Origin of the sequence: Arthrobacter burdickii, from assembly GCF_030433645.1 — a bacterium.
Lineage (GTDB): Bacteria > Actinomycetota > Actinomycetes > Actinomycetales > Micrococcaceae > Arthrobacter_D > Arthrobacter_D burdickii.
Genome location: NZ_JAROCG010000001.1, coordinates 1,741,234 through 1,758,820, shown reverse-complemented (window position 1 = coordinate 1,758,820; position 17,587 = coordinate 1,741,234). Strand labels below are relative to the sequence as shown.

General features: G+C 68.1%; 19 protein-coding genes. 13 read left to right on the top strand and 6 right to left on the bottom strand.

What is annotated here, in order from left to right:
* Nucleotides 1–6: 6 nt before the first annotated feature.
* The 5 genes from P5G52_RS08250 to P5G52_RS08230 all read left to right on the top strand — a co-directional run bounded on the left by P5G52_RS08250 (nt 7) and on the right by P5G52_RS08230 (nt 4,824).
* Nucleotides 7–1,017: an ABC transporter permease gene (locus P5G52_RS08250; RefSeq protein WP_301226385.1), complete on the top strand. Its 1,011-nt coding sequence runs from the start codon at nt 7–9 to the stop codon at nt 1,015–1,017.
* On the top strand, nt 1,007–2,020 hold the full coding sequence (locus tag P5G52_RS08245; protein ID WP_301226383.1) for an iron chelate uptake ABC transporter family permease subunit: 1,014 nt from the start codon (nt 1,007–1,009) through the stop codon (nt 2,018–2,020). Before P5G52_RS08250 ends, P5G52_RS08245 begins: the two co-directional genes overlap by 11 nt.
* A complete protein-coding gene (locus tag P5G52_RS08240; RefSeq protein WP_301226381.1) occupies nt 2,017–2,775 on the top strand; it encodes an iron ABC transporter ATP-binding protein in 759 nt (252 codons plus the stop codon). The genes P5G52_RS08245 and P5G52_RS08240 overlap by 4 nt, the downstream gene beginning before the upstream one ends.
* A gap of 9 nt (nt 2,776–2,784) precedes the next feature.
* Nucleotides 2,785–3,999, top strand: a complete 1,215-nt coding sequence (locus tag P5G52_RS08235) for a class I SAM-dependent methyltransferase (RefSeq protein WP_301226379.1) — start codon at nt 2,785–2,787, stop codon at nt 3,997–3,999.
* 114 nt (nt 4,000–4,113) lie between these two features.
* Nucleotides 4,114–4,824, top strand: coding sequence for an HAD family hydrolase (locus P5G52_RS08230; protein WP_301226377.1), 711 nt, complete (start codon nt 4,114–4,116; stop codon nt 4,822–4,824).
* Between the two features lie 19 nt (nt 4,825–4,843).
* Here P5G52_RS08230 and P5G52_RS08225 read toward each other — a convergent pair whose 3' ends face one another.
* Nucleotides 4,844–5,137 (bottom strand): DUF503 domain-containing protein, encoded by a 294-nt coding sequence (locus tag P5G52_RS08225; protein ID WP_087076704.1) that lies wholly within the window; start codon nt 5,135–5,137, stop codon nt 4,844–4,846.
* Between the two features lie 602 nt (nt 5,138–5,739).
* On the opposite strand from P5G52_RS08225, the gene P5G52_RS08220 reads away from it, so the two are divergent.
* From P5G52_RS08220 to P5G52_RS08210, 3 genes are all read left to right on the top strand, one after another.
* Nucleotides 5,740–6,117 (top strand): hypothetical protein, encoded by a 378-nt coding sequence (locus P5G52_RS08220; RefSeq protein WP_301226375.1) that lies wholly within the window; start codon nt 5,740–5,742, stop codon nt 6,115–6,117.
* Between the two features lie 17 nt (nt 6,118–6,134).
* A complete protein-coding gene (gene ybaK, locus P5G52_RS08215; RefSeq protein ID WP_301226373.1) occupies nt 6,135–6,629 on the top strand; it encodes a Cys-tRNA(Pro) deacylase in 495 nt (164 codons plus the stop codon).
* A 115-nt stretch (nt 6,630–6,744) separates the two neighbouring features.
* The gene (locus P5G52_RS08210; RefSeq protein WP_301226372.1) at nt 6,745–7,704 is read left to right on the top strand and encodes an IS481 family transposase; all 960 of its coding nucleotides are present in this window, start codon (nt 6,745–6,747) and stop codon (nt 7,702–7,704) included.
* Between the two features lie 10 nt (nt 7,705–7,714).
* Here P5G52_RS08210 and P5G52_RS08205 read toward each other — a convergent pair whose 3' ends face one another.
* Nucleotides 7,715–8,551, bottom strand: a complete 837-nt coding sequence (locus P5G52_RS08205) for a PhzF family phenazine biosynthesis protein (RefSeq protein ID WP_301226370.1) — start codon at nt 8,549–8,551, stop codon at nt 7,715–7,717.
* Between the two features lie 32 nt (nt 8,552–8,583).
* Nucleotides 8,584–10,038 carry an APC family permease gene (locus P5G52_RS08200; protein ID WP_301226368.1) on the bottom strand — a complete coding sequence of 485 codons (1,455 nt, stop codon included), beginning with the start codon at nt 10,036–10,038 and terminating at the stop codon, nt 8,584–8,586.
* Between the two features lie 164 nt (nt 10,039–10,202).
* Between P5G52_RS08200 and P5G52_RS08195 the strand changes: the two genes are divergently transcribed.
* The gene (locus tag P5G52_RS08195) at nt 10,203–10,649 is read left to right on the top strand and encodes a VOC family protein (protein ID WP_301226366.1); all 447 of its coding nucleotides are present in this window, start codon (nt 10,203–10,205) and stop codon (nt 10,647–10,649) included.
* 109 nt (nt 10,650–10,758) lie between these two features.
* Complete coding sequence (locus P5G52_RS08190) at nt 10,759–11,529, top strand: type 1 glutamine amidotransferase domain-containing protein (protein ID WP_301226364.1); 771 nt, start codon at nt 10,759–10,761, stop codon at nt 11,527–11,529.
* Between the two features lie 190 nt (nt 11,530–11,719).
* On the opposite strand, the gene P5G52_RS08185 is transcribed toward P5G52_RS08190, so the two are convergent.
* Complete coding sequence (locus tag P5G52_RS08185; protein WP_301226362.1) at nt 11,720–12,580, bottom strand: S1 family peptidase; 861 nt, start codon at nt 12,578–12,580, stop codon at nt 11,720–11,722.
* Between the two features lie 136 nt (nt 12,581–12,716).
* Here P5G52_RS08185 and P5G52_RS08180 point away from each other — a divergent pair, with 136 nt between their 5' ends.
* Nucleotides 12,717–14,615 (top strand): amylosucrase, encoded by a 1,899-nt coding sequence (locus P5G52_RS08180; protein WP_301226360.1) that lies wholly within the window; start codon nt 12,717–12,719, stop codon nt 14,613–14,615.
* A gap of 24 nt (nt 14,616–14,639) precedes the next feature.
* On the opposite strand, the gene P5G52_RS08175 is transcribed toward P5G52_RS08180, so the two are convergent.
* Nucleotides 14,640–15,458, bottom strand: a complete 819-nt coding sequence (locus tag P5G52_RS08175) for a shikimate 5-dehydrogenase (RefSeq protein WP_301226358.1) — start codon at nt 15,456–15,458, stop codon at nt 14,640–14,642.
* A 145-nt stretch (nt 15,459–15,603) separates the two neighbouring features.
* Here P5G52_RS08175 and P5G52_RS08170 point away from each other — a divergent pair, with 145 nt between their 5' ends.
* Nucleotides 15,604–16,743 carry a glutamate--cysteine ligase gene (locus P5G52_RS08170; RefSeq protein ID WP_301226356.1) on the top strand — a complete coding sequence of 380 codons (1,140 nt, stop codon included), beginning with the start codon at nt 15,604–15,606 and terminating at the stop codon, nt 16,741–16,743.
* Nucleotides 16,744–16,900: 157 nt separating this feature from the next.
* Nucleotides 16,901–17,170, top strand: a complete 270-nt coding sequence (locus P5G52_RS08165; protein ID WP_301226354.1) for a hypothetical protein — start codon at nt 16,901–16,903, stop codon at nt 17,168–17,170.
* A gap of 46 nt (nt 17,171–17,216) precedes the next feature.
* Here P5G52_RS08165 and P5G52_RS08160 read toward each other — a convergent pair whose 3' ends face one another.
* On the bottom strand, nt 17,217–17,462 hold the full coding sequence (locus tag P5G52_RS08160; RefSeq protein ID WP_301226352.1) for a hypothetical protein: 246 nt from the start codon (nt 17,460–17,462) through the stop codon (nt 17,217–17,219).
* Nucleotides 17,463–17,587 lie beyond the last annotated feature (125 nt).

Here is a 17,587-nt window from a genome sequence, read left to right as displayed (position 1 = left end):
GCCCCCATGGCAGCACTCTCCCTCCGGCCCCGGCGGCCGGCACAGCAGCGCGGTTCCCGATCGCCGGCCCTCTGGCCGGCGGGTGGAGCCGTGCTGCTGCTTGCCCTCATCAGTCTCTTCACCGGCGTCTCCGACGTCTCCCCCGCCGACCTGCTCGCGGGCGACACCGGTGTCTGGCAGACCTTCCTCGTGAGCCGGGTCCCGCGCACGCTCGCCGTCGTGCTCGCCGGCGTCGCGCTCAGCATCGCGGGCTTCATCCTGCAGCTGATGGCACGCAACAGGTTCGTGGAGCCCTCGACCGTCGGCACCGTGGAATCCGCGACCGCCGGGATCCTCGTGGCGACACTGCTCCTGCCCGGTGCCCCGATCGTGGCCAAGATGGGCATCGCCGCGGTCTTCGCCGTGGCCGGGACCGCACTGTTCCTGTCCGTCCTGCGGCGGATACCCCTGCGGAACACCCTGATCGTGCCCCTCGTCGGCATCATGCTCGGCGGCGTCATCTCGGCGGTGACCACGTTCTTCGCCTACCGCTTCGACCTGCTGCAGACGCTCAACACGTGGATGATCGGGGACTTCTCCGGACTCATCCGCGGCCGCTACGAGCTCCTGTGGATCGTCGCCGCCCTCGCCGTCGTGGGTTACGTGTGCGCCGACCGCTTCACCGTGGCGGGCATGGGCGAGGAGTTCACCACCAACCTGGGCCTGAACTACCGGCGCACCATGAACCTCGGCCTGGTGCTGGTCAGCCTCATCAGCGCCGTCGTCGTCGTGGTGGTCGGCTCCATCCCGTTCCTCGGGCTGATCGTCCCCAATCTCGTCTCCCTGCTGATCGGCGACAACGTGCGCCGGGCGGTCCCCTGGATCGCCGTGTTCGGCGCGGGCTTCGTCCTCCTCTGCGACATCCTCGGCCGCGTCATCCGCTTCCCCTACGAGGTGCCGGTGGGCGTGATCGTCTCGGTGGTCGGCAGTGCGCTGTTCATCGCCCTACTCGTTCGGAGGAACACCGGTGCGCGCTAGGACGAACGCCCTTCCCAGCGCCGTCGTGCAATCCGGCAGGACGCCGGTCCGGTCGCTCCCGCCCGCCTTCTGGCTGGTGGCGCTCGGGGTCACGGCGGTCGCGCTCATCGCGGCGTTCCTCCTCGTCGGACTCGAGGGCAACATCGCGTACGTGCTTCCGCGCCGGCTCAACCGCGTCGGGGCGATGGTGCTCGTCGCCGTCGCGGTCGGGGTCTCCACCGTCCTGTTCCAGACCGTGACCGGCAACCGGATCCTGACGCCGTCCATCATGGGCCTGGACGCGCTCTACATCCTCATCCAGACCGCCCTGGCCTTCGCCCTCGGCGCCTCGGCGCTCCTGACACTCGCCGCTCCGATCCGCTTCGCCGTCGAGGTCACCCTGATGGTCGCGTTCTCCTGGCTGCTCTACCGCTGGCTCTTCACGGGCGGAGGGCGCAGCCTGCACCTCCTGCTGCTCGTCGGCATCGTCTTCGGCGTCTTCTTCCGGGGCGCCTCGACACTGCTCCAGCGCCTGATGGACCCGAGCGAGTACATCATCCTGCAGGACCTGTTCTTCGCAAGTTTCAACCGCGTCGACCCGATCCTGCTGCTCCTCTCCGCGATCGCCGTCGGAGGGCTGTGCGTCCCGGCCTGGCGCCTTCGGCACCGCCTCGATGTCCTGGCACTCGGCCGGGACACCGCCGTCGGTCTCGGCGTCGACTACCGGCGCACCGTGACGCTCGTCCTCGTCATCTGCTCGGTGCTCGTCGCCGTCTCCACCGCCCTGGTGGGTCCGGCCACGTTCTTCGGCCTGCTGGTCTCGGCGCTCGCCTACCAGCTGTGCAGCTCCTTCCGGCACGCCGTCGTGCTGCCCCTCGCCGTCCTGCTCGGCGTGATCGCCCTCGTCGGCGGCCAGCTCGTCCTCGAGCAGGTCTTCGAGTTCGACACGGCACTCAGCATCGTCATCGAGTTCACGGGCGGCCTCGTCTTCCTCGCCCTCCTCCTGAAAGGTCGCGTCCGGTGATCACTCTGACCTCCGCCACCAAGCGCTACGGCACCGCGACGGTGGTCGACGACGTCAGCTGCACCCTCCCCCGCGGCGGCGTCACCTCGATCATCGGACCCAACGGCGCCGGCAAGTCCACCCTGCTGTCCCTGATGAGCCGCCTGCTCCCGCTCGACGCCGGAACCGTGGAGGTGGACGGGCTGGACGTCAGCACGACGCCGGGACCCGCGCTCGCGAGGACGCTGTCCATCCTGCGCCAGGAGAACCAGCTCGCGGTCCGCCTCTCGGTGCGGGACCTCGTGGGATTCGGCCGGTTCCCGCACAACAACGGCCGGCCTACCGTGGTCGACCGGGAGCACATCGAGCGGGCCCTCGACTATCTCGACCTCGCCGGCCTGGCGGACCGCTTCGTCGACGAGCTCTCGGGCGGCCAGCGCCAGAGGGCGTTCATCGCCATGGTGCTCGCTCAGGACACGGACTACATCCTGCTCGACGAGCCGCTCAACAACCTGGACATGAAGCACTCCGTGGACATGATGCGCCTGCTCCGCCGGCTCGTGGACGACCTCGGGAAGACCGTCGTGCTCGTCATCCACGACATCAACTTCGCGTCCTGCTACTCCGACACCATCGTTGCGATGCGTGACGGCGCGATCATCCACCAGGGGACGCCCGAGGAGATCATGACGTCGCAGGTGCTGCACGACGTGTACGACGTGGACATCCAAGTGGAGCACATCCGGGGCAACAGGATCGGCGTCTACTTCGCCTAGGCTGGCTGCATGGCTTCGGACAACATCGCGGACATCCTGACCCCCGAAGGCTGGGAACTGGTGAACTCCCTCGGCCCCTACGCCGAAGCCGACAGCCTGCGGCTCACCGAGCGGCTGCGGAAGGCGGGCCACTCCCCCGACGCCGTCGCCGCCGCCCTCACCCAGTCGCGACTGCGGGCGAAGGCTGCCGCCAAGTTCGGGCCCTTCGCCGAGCACATGGTCTTCACTTCGGCAGGGCTCGAGCAGGCCACGCGCCTGTCCGTCGCCGCGCGCCACGCGCAGCGCTTCGTCGACGCCGGACTGGTCACGGTGGCCGACCTCGGGTGCGGTCTCGGCGCCGACAGCATGGCGCTGGCCACCCTCGACCGCCAGGTCACCGCCGTCGAACTCGACGAGACGACCGCCGCCGCGGCGACCATGAACCTGCTGCCCTTCCCCAACGCCCGCGTCGTCAACGCCGACGCCTCGTCCGTGGACACTGCGGAGTACGACGGCGTCTGGCTCGACCCCGCGCGCAGGACGACGACGTCGTCGGGCACGTCCCGCCTCTTCGACCCGGAGGCGTTCTCGCCCCCGCTGTCCTTCGTCCAGGAACTCGCCGACAGCGGGAAGCCGGTGGGCGTGAAGATGGGCCCGGGCATGCCGCACGAGTCCATCCCGTCGGCCTGCGAGGCGCAGTGGGTCTCCGTGGACGGCGACGTCACCGAGGTGGCGCTGTGGTTCAACGCGCTCCGTCGCGAGGGCGTCCGGCGCGCCGCCCTCGTCCTCGGCCCGAGGGGGGCCGCGGAGATGGTGTCGGACGCGGAGTTCGGCAACGGCCCGACCGCCCCCGTCGGGGAACCCGGCGGCTACCTGTACGAGCCGGACGGCGCCGTCATCCGCGCCGAACTCGTCGCGGACCTCGCCGCGGACCTGGGCGGGCACCTGCTGGATCCGATGATCGCCTACATCTGCGCGCCGTCGTTCACGGACACCCCGTTCGCCCGGGCGTACCGGGTGCTCGCGGTACGGCCCTACAACGTCAAGGCACTCAAGGCCTGGGTCCGCTCCGAGGGCATCGGCGTCCTCGACATCAAGAAGCGCGGCATCTCGGCCACGCCGGAGGAAGTGCGCAAGCAGCTGCTGACCGGCTCCGGCAAGGGACGGAACAAGGCGACCCTTGTGCTGACGCGCATCGGGGACGAGCGCGTGGCCATCGTCGTCGAGCCCGTTCCGGCCCCCTAGCGGCACCGAGCCACACATTCCGCGCGGCTGCAACCGGGCCGCAAAGGCCCCGCTCGCGCGCCTGCCTTCCTAGACTCGGGAGGACAGAGATCCGGGACGAGCGGGAGGCAGCGCATGGCGAACGGTACAGCGGGATCATCGGAGGCACGGCACGGCGTGCTGTTCGACGTGGACGGCACCCTCGTGGACTCCAACTACCAGCACACCATCGCCTGGTGGCAGGCGTTCCGCCGCTTCGGCCACAACGTACCCCTGGCGGAGATCCACCGGGCCATCGGGATGGGCGGCGACAAGCTCGTGGCGCACCTCCTCGGCGACGACCGGGACACCGGGCAGGACGAGGAGCTCGACTCCACGCACGGCGCCGTCTTCTCCACCTACTGGCCGGCCCTGCGGGCCTTCGAAGGAGCAGGGGAACTGGTACGCCGATGCGCGGACAGCGGCCTCACGGTTGTCCTCGCGTCCTCCGCCTCGGAGCAGGAACTGGGCGTGCTCCGCGAAATCATCGACGCGGACGAGGCGATCAGTGCGGCGACGAGCTCCTCGGATGCGGAGAACAGCAAGCCCTCCCCGGACATCCTGGAGGCGGCGCTGGAGGCCGGCGGACTCGAGGCAGCGAACGCCGTATTCGTCGGCGACTCCGTGTGGGACGTCCTCGCGGCGTCGGAGCTGAAGATCCCCACGATCGGCCTCGCCTCCGGCGGCACGAGCGAGGCGGAACTGCGCGAGGCAGGGGCCGTCGAGGTCTACAAGGACATCCGGGCGCTGCTCGACGCGTTCGACGACGGGCCACTGCACCAGCTGGCGACGTCCTCAGGAGCCTGAGCCGGGCCCGCCGGCCCTGCTAGTCCTCGCTGCTGAGGAGCCGTCGTCGGGCGCTCAGAAGCTCGACTTCGGGCCTTGCTGCAACGTATCGCTCCACCCGGTCCAGCACGTCCACCACATGCTGCCGGTCGCCTCCGACCACCCCCGCCCCCACCACGGCCCGGCGGTGCAGGTCCTGGTGCCCGACTTCGGCGACGGACAGCTCGAACTTCCGTCGGAGGTCCGACACCAGTGGACGCACCACCGACCGCTTTCCCTTCAGTGAGTGCACATCGCCGAGCAGGACATCGAACTCGATGAACCCGATCCACATGGCGGTCCTCCTTGTCGTCGGGCGCCCTGAGCCCGCTCTTGTCCTGCGCGCACGAGGCGCCGGGGAATGTCCAGCGCTGCAACCGCAGTGTCGCTCGCGACGCACCGCCGTGCCCTGCCGGAGCCGGGTCTTTCCGGGGTTCCGACCCGGGCTTGGATGTACTGTAGCGGAGCGTTCCCATGCCATCCGAGGGAAAGAAGCGTAGGGTGGGGGGAGTTGTCTAGAAGAAGGCGGCTGTTCTCGGTTCTTCTCTTCGTTGCCCTGGTGATTGCACCGGCACCCAATAGCAGAGCTCCATCCCCGATAGGGGCGTGCAGCATGAACGACCAGGAAGCCCTTCTTCCACAGCCATCCGCAGCTGGTCCCTCGACCCGTGCGGCCTACGTCTCCAGTCCCAGCGCCGGTCCCGGCCGTGCCCTGACGACTTCACCTCTCCCTACCGGCGCCTCCGCGACCTGATTTGCTGCGCGCCGCATATCTCCGCGGCGGGCGCTCCCAGCCCAGCCCTCCCCTGCCGGCCCTCCTTCCCGGCACTTCTCGAACGTGCTTCCAGCATCGCCTTCAGCACTTTTCACTACTGCTTGACACTGCAAAGGACCACCATGACGCAGCACACCGACGATTTCCTGCACGACTGCACCACCGTCACCGCCGACGGTTCGCTCGTATCCGTCGACGAGGTCGAGGGGCTCTACCTGTACTGGCGCTCCCTCCGCGCCGCGGACTCCTCCGGGGACCGCGTGGATGACTCCACGCGCGACTCCACGGACGATTCCGTCGAGACCGCAGCCGTCCTCGACGCCCTGTACGCCCGAGGGGTGGAGCCGATCCAGCGAAACGGCGTAGATTACGTCGAGGGACTCGTCCTGACGGGGCCGGTCGTGGCCGACTTCATCGTGGTCTGCGACTTCGCCGGAGTCTGGGGCCAGCCCGAGCTCTGGGAGCTGGCCGCCGTGCAGGAAGTCGTCACAGCGTCGTAGAACCAGAAGGAGGTGCCGTGGGCAGGAAGCCGACCGGTTCCCGCAGCACCCCCGCCCTGGCCGCCCTCTCGGCGGCCGGCATCGCCTTCACCGCCCGCCCCTACCAGCACGACGACGGCGTCTCCTCCTACGGGCTGGAAGCCGCCTCCGCGCTGGGCGTCGACCCGGGTCGGGTCTTCAAGACGCTGATGACGAGCGTCGACGGATCCCTCGTGGCCGCCGTCGTCCCGGTCAGCGGGACGCTGAACCTCAAGGCCCTCGCCTCCGCGCTCGGCAGGCGGAAGGCGGCGATGGCCGATCCGGCCCTCGCCCAGCGCCGGACCGGCTACGTCCTGGGCGGGATCTCCCCTCTCGGACAGCGGCACCCGTCACCCGTGGTCATCGACGCGTCCGTCCTCGACCATCCCACGGTCTTCGTGTCCGGAGGCCAGCGGGGGCTGGACATCGAACTGTCACCTGCAGATCTCATCGTCGCCGCGCAGGCGCTCACAGCCCCCATCGCCGGGCCCTGACCCGACCGCCTAGGTGTACTGGGCCGGGACGTTGGTGACAGGTAGGGCTTGAAAATGAGGAGGACCTCCGGGCTTAGTGGAGCTGTCTAGTTCCCGCACCCTCCCGGAGGTCCTCGTGTCCAACGTTATCCCTCGTTTGAGCCCGTTTGGTCGATCAATCATCATTGAACGCGTTTTAGCAGGCCGGCCCGTCGCGCACGTGGCCAAGGAACTCGGCGTGTCCCGGCAGACCGCCTACCGGTGGGTGCGCCGCTACCGGGCCGAAGGAATCGACGGGCTGCAGGACCGCTCCAGCCGCCCGAGGACCTTCCCGACCAGGACCAGCCGTGAGACCGAGCACGTGGTTCTTGCCGCCCGCACGCAGTTACGGGCCGGACCGTTACGCATCGCGGCCGCCACCGGGGTACCGGCCCGGACGGTCTCCCGGATCCTGTCCCGGCACCAGGTTCCCCGGCTTGCCTGGTGCGACCCGGTCACCGGGCAGCTGATCCGCGCCTCGAGGGCGACCAAGGCCCGGTACGAACGAGCCCGCCCGGGCGAGCTCGTGCACCTGGATGTGAAGAAACTCGGCCGGATCCCCGACGGCGGCGGCTGGCGTGCCCACGGCCGCTCCGAAGAGGTTCGGGGTTACGGCATCGGTTACGACTACGTCCACGCGGCTATTGATGACCACTCCCGGCTCGCGTACGCCGAAGTCCATCCCGACGAACGCTCCGACACCGCCGCAGGGTTCCTGCTGCGCGCCCGGGACTTCTTCGCCACGAACGGGATTCCCCGCATCGAACGGATCATCACCGACAACGCCCTGGCCTACCGGCGCGGACACGCGTTCAAAGCAGCCGTAACAGCCATCGGCGCCGAGCAGCGTTTCATCAAACCCCACTGCCCCTGGACCAACGGGAAAGTCGAGCGCTTCAACCGGACCCTGCAAACCGAATGGGCCTACCGCCGGCCCTACACCTCGAACACAGCCCGCACCGAAGCCCTTGACCGGTTCCTCACCCACTACAACACTGAACGCATCCACACAGGCATCGGAACCACACCCATCAACCGACTGTCACCCACCTCATGACCCAGTACACCTAGGCGCTGATCGGGACGGCCCCACCCGACACCGTCATGCCGCCGGTCGGCGGTATGTCGACCGTGATGACGGACGGGCGCCCGACGTCGGACCCCTGGTACACGGTGAGCGTGGCAGGGGGTGCGACGTCTCCCCGCGCGCGGAGGTAGGCGCCGAGTGAGGCGGCGGCTGAACCCGTGGCAGGATCCTCCCGGACGCCCCCGGGCGGGAACGGGTTCCGGGCCTCGAAGACGTCCGGGCCGAGCCGGTGCACGACGGCGATCGTCGCACCCCATCCCTGCGCCATCATGAGTCCTTTGAGACCGTCGTAGTCGTAGTCGAGCCCCCGCAGGACGGCTCCGTCACGGACCGGCACGATCGGGTGGATGTTGCCGGCGAAGGACAGCTGAACGGGCAGGTCGGCCGACAGTTCCTCCACGGTGAGGCGGAGGTGCTGCAGGAGTTCGTTCCGGACGTCGTCGTCGATCCCCTCCACGCGCGGCTCCACCGTCACGAGGGAGGCGACGAAGCGATTGCCCACCTGCCTGGTCCTCAGGTCGAGCGGGCCCACCGGCGTCGACAGGAGAATGTCCCCGGCGCCCTCGCGGTCGGCGAGCGCGACCCCGGTCGCGATCGTCGCATGGCCGCAGAAGGGGATCTCGGCTTCGGGGGCGAAGTAGCGGACCGTGGCCCTGCCCGGCGAGCGACGCGAGAGAAAGGCGCTCTCCGCGTAGCCGAGCTCGGCCGCGATCACCTGCATCTGTCCGGCCGAGAGGCCATCCGCGTCGAGCACCACTCCGGCGGGATTGCCGCCGTCGGGCCGGTCGGTGAAGGCTGCGTAGCGGAGGATCTCCATGAAGCGATGCTAGCGCCCGTCGGCCGGCGTACTCAGCTCTCGACCGCCGTGGGATCACCGGCGGAGGTGTTGGTCTTCCGGTTGATGAGCCACGTGATGAGCCAGAGGACGACGCCGATCGCCATGAGGCTGCCGGCGATCTGGTACTGGACGACGTCACGTCCCACCCACGGGCCGGCGAGGAACGCGCACAGGAGTGCCGCCACGACGGGAAGCGGGCCTGGGGACGTGAAGAACACCCTGCGGTTGACGTCCCTCTTGCGTCGCAGCACCACGCAGGCCACATTGACCACGGTGAAGACGCACAGGAGCAGGAAGGCCGTGGTGCCGGACAGGTTGGCGACGATATTGCTGTCGGGATCACTGGTCACGTACAGGATCAGGCCCAGTGCGAGGATGGTCGAGAACGCGATACCGGCCCAGGGAGTACGGCGGCCCGGCAGCACCTTGGCGAGCGGGCGGGGCAGGACGTCCTGGCGCGCCATGCCGTAGATCAGGCGGCTGGCCATCAGCATGTTGATGAGGGCGGTGTTGGCGACGGCGAAGACGGCGAGGAACGGGAAGATCTTGTCGATCGGGAAGTCGGGCGACCCCTTGTGCACGACCTCGAGCAGGGCCGCGCCCTCGGCTTCCCGGATGCCCTCCAGTTCGGTGGGGCTCAGGACCGTGACGACGGAGACCGCGACCAGCATGTAGAGGATGACGGCGATCCCGAGCCCGGTCAGCATGGTGCGGGGGAAGATGCGCTCGGGGTTCTGGACCTCCTCGACCATGTTCACCGAGTCCTCGAAGCCCACCATCGCGAAGAAGGCGATGGAGGTCGCGGCGGTCACCGCGAGGAACATGCCCTTGTCCTGGTAGTCGGTGAACACGAAGATCTCGCCCACGTTGCCGGTGCCCTGCGCCATGGCGAGGAAGCCGACGCCGATCACGATGCACAGCGCCGTCATCTCGACGAGCGTCAGCACCACGTTGAACTTGACGCTCTCCCCCACACCTCGCAGGTTGATGACGGCCAGCAGCAGCATGAAGCCCAGGGCGACGGCGGTGATCACGCCCTGCCCGGGCATGCCCATCCAGCCGTTGACCTCGAGGCCGCCGAAGAAGTTCTGCGCGAGCACGTTCGCGGAGGTGGACGCGCTGGTGATCCCCGAGCAGACGACGGCGAACGCGACCAGGAAGGTGACGAAGTGGATGCCGAAAGCCTTGTGGGTATAGAGGGCGGCACCGGCGGCCTGCGGATACTGCGTGACGAGCTCCAGGTAGGAGAACGCGGTCAGCGTCGCCACGATGAAGGCGAGCAGGAAGGGCAGCCAGACCAGACCCCCGACGGTACCCGCCATGGTTCCGGTGACGGCGTAGACGCCCGCTCCGAGGATGTCGCCGACGATGAACAGGAGGAGCAGTTTCGGCCCGAGGACCCGTTTCAGCTCCGGCTCCCCGCTTTGGGTGGTTGAGTCGGACACGTGCTCGGCAGAAGTACTCATGCTCGGCCTTCCCTCGGGTTTTCCACCTCACTCTGGTACTGATCAGCCTACTTAGCAAGGGGTGCGCAGGAGAGGATCCCTACTCACCGATGATTTTCGGCGCTAGCATCCGTCCAAGAAGTATCAAGGGCCCACCGGGGCCATTCCAGAACAGGAGAACCACCATGGCTACCAGCGTCTTCATCAACCTTCCCGTCAGCGACCTCGCCAGGTCCAAGGACTTCTACACCAGCTTCGGCTGGACCCTCAACCCGAACTTCTCGAACGACGACGCCGGCGCCATCGTCATCAGCGACACGATCTACGTGATGATCCTGACCCACAGCCACTGGGCGCAGTTCACGGACAAGCCGGTCGCCGACGCCACGGCGACCTCCGCCGTTATCAACGCCATCAGTGTCGAGGAATCCGCCGAGATCGACTCCCTCGTCGATCAGGCCGTGGCCGCCGGGGCGATCGAGGGGAAGGCGCAGGACCTCGGTTTCATGCGCTCCCGCTCCTTCGCCGACCCGGACGGTCACAGCTGGGAGATCATGTGGATGGACCCCATCGCGCAGACCGGCGACTGGGAAGCAGTCCAGGCCAAGTACGGGGAACAGCAGCCGGTCTGATTCCGTACCAAATGGCGCCCGGGCATCGTCCTGACCCCGTCTCGGCGGCCCTGGAGAGGGCCGACGGGAGGCCGGGCGTAGGGTGGACGGTGGACGAAAGGAACACTTCATGAAGAAAATCCTCATGGTACTGACCAGCGTTTCCGAGATCGGCGATACCGGAGAGAAGACCGGCTACAACGTTGCCGAAGCCGCGCATCCATGGAAGGTCTTCAAGGATTCCGGGCACTTCGTCGACTTCGCATCCATCCAGGGCGGTCAGCCCCCGCGGGACGAAGTGGACTCGAAGGACCCCGTTCAGGTCGCGTTCACGGAGGACGAAACCACGCGCGCCGGTCTGTACAACACGGCCCGCGTCGACGTCATTGATCCCGGCCAGTACGACGCCGTCTACCTCGTAGGTGGCCACGGCACCATGTGGGACTTCCCGGACAGCGAAGGCCTGCAGAAACTGGTGGCCAGCGTGTACGACGCCGGTGGCCTCGTGGGCGCCGTCTGCCACGGACCGGCCGGCCTGGTGAACGTGGAGTTGGCGAACGGGTTCCGCCTCGTCGAGGGCCGAAGGGTCGCCGCCTTCACCAACGACGAGGAGGTTGCCGCCGGCAAGGACAAGATCATCCCCTTCTTCTTGGCGGACCGTCTCGAGCAACAGGGCGCAACCCACGTCTCCGCCCCGGTCTTCGAGGAGATCGTGGTCGTCGACGACAGGTTGGTGACCGGCCAGAACCCCGCATCGGCGGCGGGCGTGGCCAAGGAGATGGAGAAACTCTTCGCAGAACTCATCCATCACGAGAAAGCCGAAGTACAGCACGAGTCCGAGGCCCTGCGCGCCGAGAAGGACGCCGAGAAAGCTGCTGCTGCGGCAGACGCCGAACACTGAGCACCGGCCGTCGCGTGGCCGGACGGCTCGACGGTCTCGAGCGCTGGTCACCTGCCGCGCCTGGGGATGCTGCAGCAGGAATCACGGGTGCTGCGGCCGGTATGGACGCTGCAGGGAACGTCGCTGACCAGGGCCCGACACGAACAGGAGCCGATTCCACGGGGGAACCGGCTCCTGTTCGGAACTCGTCCTACTCGACTGCAGTGGGATCCATGAGCCAGCCCTGCACGACGTCAATGTCCACGCGCTGGTACCCGCCCAGGTACCGGCAGTTCGACGTGTACGTGTAACTCGTCACGGCGACGAGGTTCCCGTTGAGGAAGACGGGCCCGCCCGAGTCACCGAAGCAGGTTCCGCCACCGCCCCTGGTGTCGTTCGGGTTCCCCTGGAGCTGCAGGATCTGCGGCGTCAGCTTCTGTCCTGGGGAGGTGGTGTAGCGACGGATGAGCGGGAAGGACATGGGCTCAGGCTTCTGCGGCCCGGTCGCCGGCTTGCGGACCTCCGTTCCGTATCCCACAACCTCGAAGATGGTGCTGTTGAGTTTCGGAGACTTGAACTGGTCGAGGTATCCGACCGGTGCGACGGTTGCCGGCTCGATGGTCGTGACGGGCTCGTCCAGGATGATGACGCCGACGTCGTTCCAGTTGGCGAGGTCCGTGAAGTTCGAATAATCGGGGTGGGTGTAGGCGGTGCCTGACAGGTAGCCGGCGGCCTCGATCTCCTCGTCCGTGTAGCCGACGGAGGGATCAGCGGCGACCGGGAACGGCGTCGGCGGCGCTTCGGCCACCACGGAGTCGAAGGTGACCAGCGTGCTCCCGGCGGTCCCGTCGGTGCAGTGCGCGGCAGTGAGGAGAACCGTCGGCGCGATGAGGGTGGCGGAGCAACGGAACCTGCCCCCGTCGGAGTCGTAGAAGAGGATCAACCCCACGTTGGGGTGATCCTCGCCGTCCGGCTCGCCTCCGGTGATGGCGGAGGCGGGGGCTGCTCCGACGGCTGTGAGGGCGATGGCCATCGATGCCAGCAGGGCGGAACTGCGGAGAAAACGTCTCATCATTGCGACCTTTCCAGGGGGTGTGGTGGGTCGACAGTACAACCACAACTTCACCAAGGCCACCATTCCGCCGGAACCCGCGAAGGGCAATTTCCACGGGCCGCCGCGCTCCCGTGGACTGGAATAGGCTTGCGGGATGGATTCCGCTCACGGCCTGACCGAAAACCGCATTCGGGCGGAGCTCCGGTCCGCTCGCCGGACGGGGACGTCGGACGCCGAGTGGGAGTCCTTCGAGGCGCGCTTCGACGCCGAATTCCCCAGGCTGCAGTCGCTGTTCCACCGCATCTACGGCCCCCACGCGGACTCCGAGTTGCTGCAGGTCGTCCTCGACGCCGCCGCGTCCTGGCAGGACCGGCCCGCGGACCTCAAAACCCTCGACGCATCCCGGGCGATGGCCCCCGACTGGTTCTCCTCGAACAAGATGCTCGGCGGCGTCTGCTACGTGGACCTGTACGCGGGGAACCTGGCAGGCCTGCGGGAGCGCATCCCCTACTTCCGCGACCTCGGCCTGACCTACCTGCACCTGATGCCCCTGTTCCTGGCACCGGAGGAGAACTCCGACGGCGGGTACGCCGTCTCGAGCTACCGCGACGTCGACCCCTCACTCGGCACCATGGACGAGCTCGCGGACCTCGCCCGGGAGCTACGCGGCAACGGCATCGCCCTCGTGGTCGACTTCATCTTCAACCACACCTCGAACGAGCACGAATGGGCCCGCAGGGCCGTCGCCGATGACCCGGAGTACCGGGACTTCTACTGGATCTACCCCGACCGGGACATGCCCGACGCCTACGAGCGGACCGTCCGGGAGATCTTCCCCGACGACCACCCGGGCTCCTTCGTGCAGCTCGAGGACGGGCGGTGGATCTGGGCGACGTTCCACTCGTTCCAGTGGGACCTCAACTACCGGAACCCGCGCGTCTTCCGGGCCATGGCCGGGGAGATGCTCTACCTCGCGAACCAGGGCGTCGACGTCGTGCGGATGGACGCCGTCGCCTTCATCTGGAAGCAGCTGGGCACTACCTGCGAGAGCCTCCCCGAAGCGCATCTCCTGCTGCAGGCCTTCAACGCCGTGTGCCGGCTCGCGGCTCCGTCGCTGCTGTTCAAGTCCGAGGCGATCGTGCACCCGGACGAAGTGGTACAGTACATCGACCCGGGCGAGTGCCAGCTCAGCTACAACCCGCTGCAGATGGCGCTGATCTGGAACTCGCTCGCCACCCGGGAGGTCTCCCTGCTCGCCCAGGCCCTCGAACGCCGGCACGACATCCCGGACGGCACCGCCTGGGTCAACTACGTGCGCAGCCACGACGACATCGGCTGGACGTTCTCCGACGAGGACGCCGCCGAACTCGGCATCAACGGGCACGACCACCGCCGCTTCCTCAATGCCTTCTTCGTCAACCGGTTCCCCGACAGCTTCGCCCGCGGTGTGCCCTTCCAGGACAACCCCCGCACCGGGGACTGCCGCATCTCGGGCACCACGGCGTCCCTCGCCGGACTGGAGGCGGGCGACGGAGCCGCCGTCGCCCGGATCCTGCTCGCCCACTCGATCGTCCTCAGCACCGGCGGCATCCCGCTGCTCTACCTCGGCGACGAGGTGGGACAGCTCAACGACTACGGTTACCTCGACGATCCGGCCAAGGCCGGGGACAGCCGATGGGTCGGCCGGCCCACCTACCCCGCGGACCGCTACGCGACCCGGCAGGACGCCGCGACGGACGCCGGAGCCATCTTCACGCGGCTTCGCCACCTCATCGACATCCGGAAGACCACGCCGGAACTCGCCGGCGGACGACTCGTGCCGTTCGACACCAACAACGCCCACGTCCTCGGCTACCAGCGCCCCGGCCTGCTCGACGGCGAGGAGTCCACCGTCGTCGTCCTGGCGAACTTCGCCGACAGCCCGCAGCACATCAGCGCCGAGACCCTCTCCGGCCTGCCGGAGACCGCCCTCGAACTTCTCTCCGGAGAGCCTACGCGCCTGCGCACGGGCCTGACCCTCGAGCCGCACGGCCTGCGGTGGTTGAGGGTGTGAGGCCCGACTGAAGCAGCGCGGGCTCTACGCCTGCCGGCGCGAGAACTCCCCGGCGGCCCGGACCTGCTCCGGTGTGGGCCGGACCCCGGTGTAGAGGACGAACTGCTCCTCCGCCTGCAGCGCGACCACCTCGGCACCGGTGATGACCGGCGTGCCCGCCTCCCGGGCAGCGAGGATCAGCGGCGTCTCGGACGGGGAGGCGACGACGTCGAACACCACCTGCGCGGCGTCGATGGCGGACTGCGGGAACGCGAGGGCGTCCGCGTCCGCTCCTGTCATGCCGAGGGGGGTGACGTTGAGGATCAGGTCCGCCGTCGATTCCCCCACCTCCCGCTGCCAGTCGAAGCCGTAGAGCTCGGCGAGCGCCCGGCCGGTGCGCTCGTTGCGGGCCACGACCGTCACCCGGGTGAAGCCGGAGTCGCGCAGTGCGGCGACGACGGCCTTGGCCATGCCCCCGGATCCCTGCACGAGGACCGAGTGCGTCGTCGGCACGGCGTGCTCGCGCAGGAGCCGCTCCACCGCGAGGTAGTCGGTGTTGTAGGCGGTGAGGACGCCGTCGTCGTTCACGATCGTGTTGACGGAGTCGATGGCCTTCGCCGACGGGTCCAGGGCGTCCACCAGGGGGATGACGTCCTCCTTGAACGGCATCGAGACGGCGCAGCCCCGGATCCCGAGCCCGCGCAGACCGGCGATGGCGGCCGGCAGGTCCGTGGTGGTGAAGGCCTTGTAGATGTAGTTCAGCCCCAGCTCCTCGTAGAGGTAGTTGTGGAAGCGCGTCCCGATGTTGCTGGGCCGCGCGGCCAGGGAGATGCAGAGGGTCATGTCTTTGTTCAGGATGGGCACCCGCCCATTCTTCCAGCCGGACGCTTCACCCGGCCACCACGCCCGTCCTGCACCTGCCCGTCAGGCACTAATATTGGGACGAGTCTCTTCCGCGACGGCGCGATGCCGAGGCGCCCCCATCCCGCACCGTTCCAGGAGCAAGCCCTTGAAGATCGACTTTGCGCAATCAGCCCAATCAACGCTCGGCGTCGAGTGGGAGCTGGCGCTCGTGGACCGCTACAACGGCGAACTCGCCTCCGTGGCCAACGAGGTCCTGCGCGGCGTCAGTGCGAACCACCCGGAACTGCAGGACGACGACGAGCACCCGCACATCAAGCAGGAACTCCTGCTCAACACCGTCGAGCTCGTGACGGGGATCTGCACCACCGTCGAGGAAGCGAAGGAGGACCTGTCGCGCTCCCTCGCCGCCGTCCGCGAAGTCACCGACCCGATGGGCGTGGAGCTCTTCTGCGCCGGCTCGCACCCCTTCAGTGCTCCCCGTGCCCAGCAGGTCACCGACAAGGAGCGGTACGCGAAGCTCATCGACCGCACGCAGTGGTGGGGCCGCCAGATGGTCATCTACGGGGTGCACGTGCACGTGGGACTCGATTCCCGGGACAAGGCCCTGCCCGTGGTGGACGGCCTCACCAACTACTTCCCGCACTTCCAGGCGCTCTCGGCATCGTCGCCGTTCTGGGGCGGCGAGGACACGGGCTATGCCTCGCAGCGGGCGCTGATGTTCCAGCAGTTGCCCACGGCCGGCCTGCCGTTCCACTTCGACGACTGGAACGGCTACGAGTCCTACGTCCAGGACATGTTCACCACGGGAGTGATCGACGCGGTCAGCGAGATCCGGTGGGACATCCGCCCCGTCGGCAACCTCGGCACTGTCGAGATGCGGGTGTGCGACGGACTCTCGACCCTCCGGGACGTCGGCGCCGTTGCGGCCCTGACCCAGTGCCTCGTCCACGAGTTCTCGGAGACCTTGGACACCGGAGGCAGCATCCCGACCATGCAGCCGTGGCACATCCAGGAGAACAAGTGGAGGGCTGCGCGCTACGGGCTCGACGCCATCATCATCCTGGACGCCGAGGGCAAGGAGAAGCTCGTCACCGAGCACCTCGTCGAGGTGCTCGACCGGCTCGAACCCATTGCCGCGAAGCTCGGCTGCAGCAGCGAACTCGCTGACGTGGAAGGCATCCTGCAGCGTGGAGCCGGGTACCAGCGCCAGCGGCGGGTCGCGGAGGAGAACGACGGCGACCTCCGTGCCGTCGTGCTCGACATGGTGCAGCAGCTGCGCGACTAGCAGTACCGTGTCCGGTGCCGGAAGGTTCGCAGGAGATCCAGCGGACCCGGGAGGGCCGACCGATCCACCCTCCCCTGGGTCGTCGCGTCAGGAGGAACATCGGATTCGACCCTGGACTCGGGGAGGATGCATCAACGCGCTCGTGAGGAGTTGGACAGTGGCAGACAGCAGCAGACTGGATCCGGCGAAGGATTTCCCGGAGGACCTGACAACCGTGGACAGGGACGACCTGGACATCCTGAACAGCAGGAACCACCGGTCACGGGACCGGCAGTTCATCCAGCATCACGAAGCCGATGCCGAGACCGAGGGGCAGCACCACGAGCTGCGGGAGGAGCTTGATCGGCGCCAGGCCATCCGGGACGCACCGGCCGTCGAGGAGGCGGACGAGAGGTCGGTCCGGGAATCCCGACCCGCCTCGAGCTGATGGCCGCCCTCCTGCAGTCGGCCGCCTGCGACGAGCAGGGTCTCCGCTAGCGCGATCCGCCGGTGAAGCGGTCGTCCGTCGTCGGGTTGTCGGCCGGTGAGTCCTCGAGGCCGAGGTTAGCGGCGAGCGTCTTCGGGGACGGATTGTCCGCCGGGACGACCTGGTTGGAGATGAGGTCGACCTCGTCCGCAGCGGTCAGCGGCCCGTCCTGGATCTGGCCGACGTCGGTCGGATCGATCCCCTCCGTGCTGCCGAGGTCCTTCATGTGGTGTTCTTCAGTCGGCTGGTCCATGCACCGAGCGTAGGCTCCGCCACCCCTCCCCTGCAGCGGAGGCCCCGACAGCAGCAGCCTGTTGCGGCTCCCGTCCGCGCGGTGTACCGCAGGAACCCCGACGGCGGAGCGTCTCGGAGGGAGCC